The organism is Shewanella sp. POL2 (assembly GCF_000282755.1).
GTDB lineage: Bacteria > Pseudomonadota > Gammaproteobacteria > Enterobacterales > Shewanellaceae > Shewanella > Shewanella xiamenensis.
The window spans coordinates 1-3,532 of the sequence record NZ_AKZL01000164.1; the positions used below are offsets into that span (position 1 = coordinate 1).

The 3,532-nt window shown below is 46.2% G+C and carries 2 protein-coding genes and 1 pseudogene; 2 read left to right on the forward strand and 1 reads right to left on the reverse strand.

The window, feature by feature from the left end:
- Together SHEWPOL2_RS21700 and SHEWPOL2_RS21705 are read left to right on the forward strand one after the other, a co-directional pair.
- A partial coding sequence (locus SHEWPOL2_RS21700) for a M3 family metallopeptidase (RefSeq protein WP_037431652.1) occupies window positions 1–1,629 on the forward strand: 1,629 nt, incomplete at its 5' end.
- Between the two features lie 214 nt (window positions 1,630–1,843).
- The gene (locus SHEWPOL2_RS21705) at window positions 1,844–2,746 is read left to right on the forward strand and encodes a LysR family transcriptional regulator (protein WP_037431654.1); all 903 of its coding nucleotides are present in this window, start codon (window positions 1,844–1,846) and stop codon (window positions 2,744–2,746) included.
- Window positions 2,747–2,917: 171 nt separating this feature from the next.
- Here the strand turns inward: SHEWPOL2_RS21705 and SHEWPOL2_RS21710 are convergent.
- Window positions 2,918–3,532 (reverse strand): annotated as a pseudogene (locus tag SHEWPOL2_RS21710) (catalase); the annotation flags it as partial.

Genomic DNA, 3,532 nt, shown 5'->3' on the forward strand with positions numbered 1-3,532 from the left:
ATTAATGATAGACTCAACTACTACCGACGGTTTATCTCTCTCGGGCGAAGTAACGCCAAGGACTACTGCAATGTCCAGTTGCGCCTTGCCGATATCCTAAACGACCTGCTGAGCCAAGCTGCATTCAACCAACTTGTCGATGAGCTCACTGATGCGGCTGATAAACATAGCAATGATGAGCATCTCACCCAAGATCAACTCTTATTCGGTGAACAATTAGTCGCATTACTACGTCAGCATCAATCCCCCCTTGATAAGGCCAAACTGCACACAGCACAAGCCACTATTCGACAAGGATTAGGCAGTCAACAATTTCATTTAGCGGTTCAAGCAACCCAATGCCAACTGCCAACTGAGGTTACTACTGCCAACACAGAAAATGTCGCCGTTGATGCAGCCGACAACGCCACAGAAACATCAAATACAACGTTTTCCGGCACGATTGTCGGTTATCTCTTAAAACAACCCGATCGCCACTGTCGGCAAATTCTGTGGCAGGCCTATCAAGGTCGTGCCCGCGAGCATAACCAACTCGCATTGCATCGTATTGCAGAATTGCGTCAACAAATGGCAAATGACGCAAACTTTATCGATTTTGCCAGTTACAGCTTGGCTGAACAGCAACTCAATTCTCCTGCGTTAGTAAAACAGTTTCTCGACAGCCAAACTGAATCAATTGGAGTCGCACCTTGGGATGTCGGCCGTAAATTATCGCAGCTAAGTAGTGCCAAACAGATTTCCTTACACACTGGCGAAGTGCTCGATAATGCTTTTGCTATTCTCGGTGAGTATGGATTGAGTTTTGAAGTGATAGATGGGCATATTGCATCAACCGCGGCTCAACGGCAGCAACAAATCATCCGGGTTTACCACCAACATCGTTTGCTTGGTGAAGTGTATCTTGACGTAAATAGTCGGCATGCCAGTGCCAGTCAACATACCCTCAGACAAAGTGTAATTGGCCAACAGTTTGGTCAACAGGCACTCGAGCTTAATCCCACACTCAACAGTGACAAAGATATTGAACGTTTTTGCAATGCGTTAGCCCAAGCTGTTGTAGCACTTGCACGGGGAAGCCATTTTTATCTAAACAATACCTTAGGCCCGAGTCTCGATTCAAATCAGTTACCAAGCCTTTGGCTAGCCAATGTATTACACGAAACACTCTTTCCAAAATATGATATTCAACATATAGCGCCAAGGGAGATACTCGCCAAGGCCTATACCAAACAACTTAATGTGTTTCGCGCTAAAGTGGCGCTTAATTTTTATCAGTCTTTAAAACAGAAAAGCTATCCCGATCTACAAGCAGAGTTCAGTAAGAGTTTTGGCGCAAATTGGGAACAACCAATTGACTATGCATATAGTTTCAATGCAATCGCTAATGAAGGCCCACGCTATTATCAATCCCTGTGGCAAACGCAATTAGCTAAATTTGTCTATTTATCCACACAAGACTGCCAAGATAAACTTGGGCTTTTTAATCTGTTGGTAGTCAATGAGGCTGCACTCACCTTAAGTGAGCAACTACACGCTACTATTGGCGATCCCGTTGATGCGGCATCGCTTATCCAGAGGATTATCGTTGTCTTAGGATCGCACGCTAACGCAAGCAATTGTGCTTTTTAGCGGCTTAACACAATGGGAACGGTGATTTGCACACACCAGCAAACAATATCCACGCGTAATCTTACCGTCAGTAATAATCATACCGCTGCACATCGCCGCGATTATCGTCTCCCAATTAAATCACCGATACTATTGAATAAACGATCATGACTCGCCACTATAGGGCTAAACCTATCGTTTTTTTAGAAAACTGTCGTTAGACATTAGGATCTCCATGACTCGCGCTAAATCCACCCTTGAGCAATGGCGTATTTTACAGGCCGTCGTCGATTATGGCGGCTATGCGCAGGCGGCAGAAAAACTCAACAAGAGCCAATCGTCTCTCAACCATGCTGTCGCCAAGTTGCAACATCAATTGGGAATTGAGCTACTCGAAGTTCGAGGCCGCAAAGCTTACCTAACACCACAGGGCGAAGTGTTACTGCGACGTTCACGCCATGTCACTCAATCTGTGAATGAATTAGAACAACTTGCTAGCAACCTAGAGCAAGGTTGGGAGCCAACGCTGACCATTGCCCGTGAAATTGTCTATCCGATGGAAAGCCTTGTATGTGCGCTAAGTGACTTTCTGCCCCATAGCCGTGGTACTCGCATTATTATGCTTGATTCAGTGATCACTGGGACGCAGGAGCTGATCCTGCAGAATAAAGTCGATATCGCCATTTGTGCAGGCATCCCACCCAAAGGCTATTTATCCGAGCCTCTATGTGAACAAGAGCTGCATCTGGTTTGCCACCCGAGCCACCCCTTAGCCGACATTGGCACCTTAGATGATGACAAACTGTTGGCACAGCATCTGCAATTAGTGATCAAAGACACGGGCGTGCAATCTAACATTGATATCGGCTGGCTCAAAGCCGAGCAGCGCTGGACAGTATCTAACTTCCATGAGGCGAAAGTTATTTTAAACCAGGGAATTGGTTTTTGTTGGATCCCATCCTTCCTTATCCAAGAAGAATTAGCCGCGGGTAAACTGGTGCGTTTACACCTGCAAGGCAGCCAGAAACGACGGATAATGCTTAGCCTTGTGATACCCAACCGCGATCACCAAGGCCCCGCCTCGAAACTGCTGGCCTCTTATATCCTAAAGCACCATGGTGTGAGCACTACCGATTGATAACGCTGAGGTTGTTTCCTCTAGCACGGAAAAATGAGCGCTTGGCAAATCGAGAGTCACTGTTATTTGATTCATGGCTAATGAACTTGCAAACAGAGCACGCTTAAGCGATTTGCCTTAATGGGCAAACGCTACTCGGTTAATATTTGCGAGAATATCGAGAATTAGAGGCTAGACATTCACATCTAAGAAACGCGGACGATGCAGTGCTAAAGTTTGATGGTTGAACAGGCCGCGAGTGTCTTGGCGGTTTGATGACTCAAGTGTTAATCCATTGGAAATAAGACTATTCTCCCCATAAACAGTCGAGCTAGACACCAATGCAGAATCGTCTATTGGTTCAGCTATCTCCCCACGATGTGCATCAACACTCGACTCATTGTGCACTAGTGTTGAGTTTTGATTACTGGCTAGCGCTGCTGCGGCTACCGCATCATAGAAACGAACCGCATTGCTGTCCCTTTGGTTAAGATTCAATGCACCCTTGTTGAACAAGCGAGCGGATGATTCGAGTCGCTGTGAGGAAATCTGCGGATTTTCAGCTTGGCTAGATTGCACAGAACCAACGGCCAAGGTTGCTGTTGGAGGTTCAATTGTATCGCTATTTTCAACCTCTATGGCATTTACGGCATCAGAGGTATCACTCGATGCAACCTGCGCCGCAATGCCTTTATTAATCTTATCAATCACTTCGGTAACAGGAGCCGATGGCTCGTCTTGGGGGACCGTGATATTACCATCGGCATCAACCTTACCCGTGACTTGAATTTGACGTTCTTTGAGCGG